Here is a 2,729-nt window from a genome sequence, read left to right on the forward strand (position 1 = left end):
GAGATCGTCAGCCCGCCGGTCAGTGTCAGCTTGCCGGGGCTGTTGCCGGCCGCGATGATGCCGCCCGAAGCGATCGAGACGGCGCCGGCGATGGTGCCCGAACCGCCCAGCGTGGCGCCGGAGGAGACCGTCACCGCGCCGGTGCCGGTCATCGTGCCGTTGACCGCCAGGGTGCCGCCGCTGATCGCCGTGGCGCCGGTATAGCTGTTGGTGCCCGTCACGGTCACCGTGCCGGTACCCGATTTGGTCAGGTTGCCGGTGCCGGTGATGCCGCCCGACAGGGTGACGGCCCCTGTTGTGTTCACCGTGCCGTTGGAAGCGCCCAGCGTGATCGCGTTGGTGATGGCGACCGTGGCGCCGGTGACGTCCAGCGTGCCGCCGGAGAGGGTCACGGTGCCGCTCAGCGCCGACGCCGTGGCGACCGCGACGGTGCCGGCGCCGACCGACATGCCGCCGGTGGCGTTCGTCACGGTCAGGGTGCCGGTGCCGGCCTTGGACAAGGCGTGCCCGTTGGCGGCCAGCGCGCCGGACAGCGTGACATTGCTGTCGGTCTGGACCGAGGCGTCGCCGGTCAGCGTGACGGCATTGTCGATCGTGACGGCGCTGGTCACCTTCAGCGAGGTGCCGGCCGCCAGCGTCACGGCGCCGGAGCCCAGGTTGGCGTCGTCACCGACCGACAGCGTGCCGCCGCCGACCGTCGTCGTCCAGGCTGCGGCGCTGTTGGTGCCGCCGGTCAGCTTGACCGTGCCGGCGCCCGACTTGGTCAGCGACGCGGCGCCGGTGATCGCCCCCGACAGCGTCACCTCGTCGGTTCCGCCGGTCAGGCCGTAGCTGATCGTGCCGCCGCCGGTGCCGAGCGCGATGGCCTTGGTGAAGCTCTGCGCGCCGGTCCCGGTGAAGGCCAGCGTGCCGCCGGCCAGGGTCAGCCCGCCGGAGCCCAGGTTGGCCTGGGCCGCGATGCTGAGCGTGCCGGCCGATACGGTGGTGAGGCCGGACCAGGTGTTGGTGGCGGAGAGCGCCACGGAGCCGGTCCCTAGCTTGGTGAGGGTGCCGGTGCCGCTGAGCACGCCGGCATAGGTGCCGGTGGTGCTCTGGTCGAAGACGACGGCGGCGTTGTCGGTGATGTTCCCTTGCAGGCTGATCGTGGTGCCGGTCAGGGTGCCGGCAGAAACCGTGGTGCCGCCGGTATAGGTGTTGGCGCCGGACAGGGTGACGTTGCCGGTGCCCAATTTGGTCAGGGTGCCGGTGCCGCTGAGCACGCCGGCATAGGTGCCGGTGGTGCTCTGGTCGAAGACGACGGCCGCGTTGTCGATGATGTTGCCCTGGAGGCTGGCGGTGGTGCCTGTCAGGGTGCCGGCGGAAACGGTCGTGCCGCCGGAGTAAGTGTTGGTGCCCGAAAGAATGAGGTTGCCCGCGCCTGATTTGGTCAGGCGGGTGGATCCGGTGATCGCCCCGGACAGGGTCAGCGAGTCGGTGCCGCCGGTATTGGCGTAGCTGACTGTGCCGCCGCCGGTGCCCATCGCGATCGCGTTGTCGATCGTCTGCGCCCCGGTCCCGGTGACCGACAGCATGCCGCCGGCCAGCGTCACGGTGCCGGCCAGCAGGTTGGTGTCGCCCGCCACGGCGACCGTGCCGGCGCCGATCGTGAGCCCGAGGGTTTTGCCGCCGTTGACGGATGTCGCCGCGTTACCGGCTTTGTCCAGAGTCAGGGTGCCGGTGCCGGCCTTGGTCAGGGTCAGGTCCGCCGTGCCGACCATCCCAAGCGCGCCCGAGAGGGTGACGTCGCCGTCGTTCCGGATCGTGCCGTTGATCCTGGCATTGATCGCGTTGACGAAGGTGCCGCCGCCGGTGAGTTCCAGGGTGCCGCCCTGGTTGAACATGATCACCGTACTGGTGCCGAGCACGCCGCTGGCCGCCACGCGCACGACGCCTCCGTTGAAGTTGGTGCTGCCGGTGTAGCTGGTGGTCCCCGTCAGCACCAGCGTGCCGCTACCGCTCTTGTTGAGCGTCTGGCTGCCGCCGTTTTCGGAGATCGTGCCGGTCAGCGTCGCGGTCGCACCGGGGTTCACGTTGATCACGCTGGGCGAGGCGGTCATGACGATGTTGTTCGTGATCGTGGCATCGGCGGTGATTGACAGCCAGCCGCCGGCCAGTGTCACCGTGCCGCTGCCGAGACTGGCCCCGCTCGCCGTGGCCAGATTCCCTCCCAGCATGAAGCCGCCGGTGAAGCCGCTGCTGGCGCCGGACAAGGTCAAGTACCCGCTCCCGGTTCTGGTGAGCAGGCCGGCGCCGGACAGCACGCCCGACAGCGTGACGTTGGCGGCGCTGGTGATGGTGGCGGCCTGCGACACGGCGATGGCGTTGTCGATGGTGGTGGCTGCGGTCACCGTCAGGGAGCCGCCGTTCAGCGTCACCGCGCCGGTGCCCAGATTGCCGTCGTCGGCCACGCTCAGCTTGCCGGCCGACACCGTGGTGGTGCCGGAGTAGGTCTGCGTGGCCGACAAGGTCAGCGTGCCGACGCCCGCCTTGGAGAGGTTGCCGGCTCCGTCGATGACGCCCGAGAGGGTGACCGCGCCGGCGTTGCTCACCGTGCCGTGGCCGGCGCCGAGAGTGATGGATTTGCTGAGGGTGGTGGCTCCGGTCACCGTCAGCGAACCGCCGTCCAGGGTCAGCGAGCCGGCTCCTAAGTTGCCGTCGGCCGCCACGCTCAGCGCGCCGGCCGACACCGT

The 2,729-nt window shown here is 70.4% G+C and carries 1 protein-coding gene; it reads right to left on the reverse strand.

Going from position 1 to position 2,729, the window contains the following annotated elements; genetic code table 11:
* Positions 1-2,729 (reverse strand): beta strand repeat-containing protein (locus AC5JJ6_RS08065; protein WP_496041540.1); only part of this gene is annotated, 2,729 nt, incomplete at both ends.

Source organism: Skermanella sp. (genome assembly GCF_059503625.1).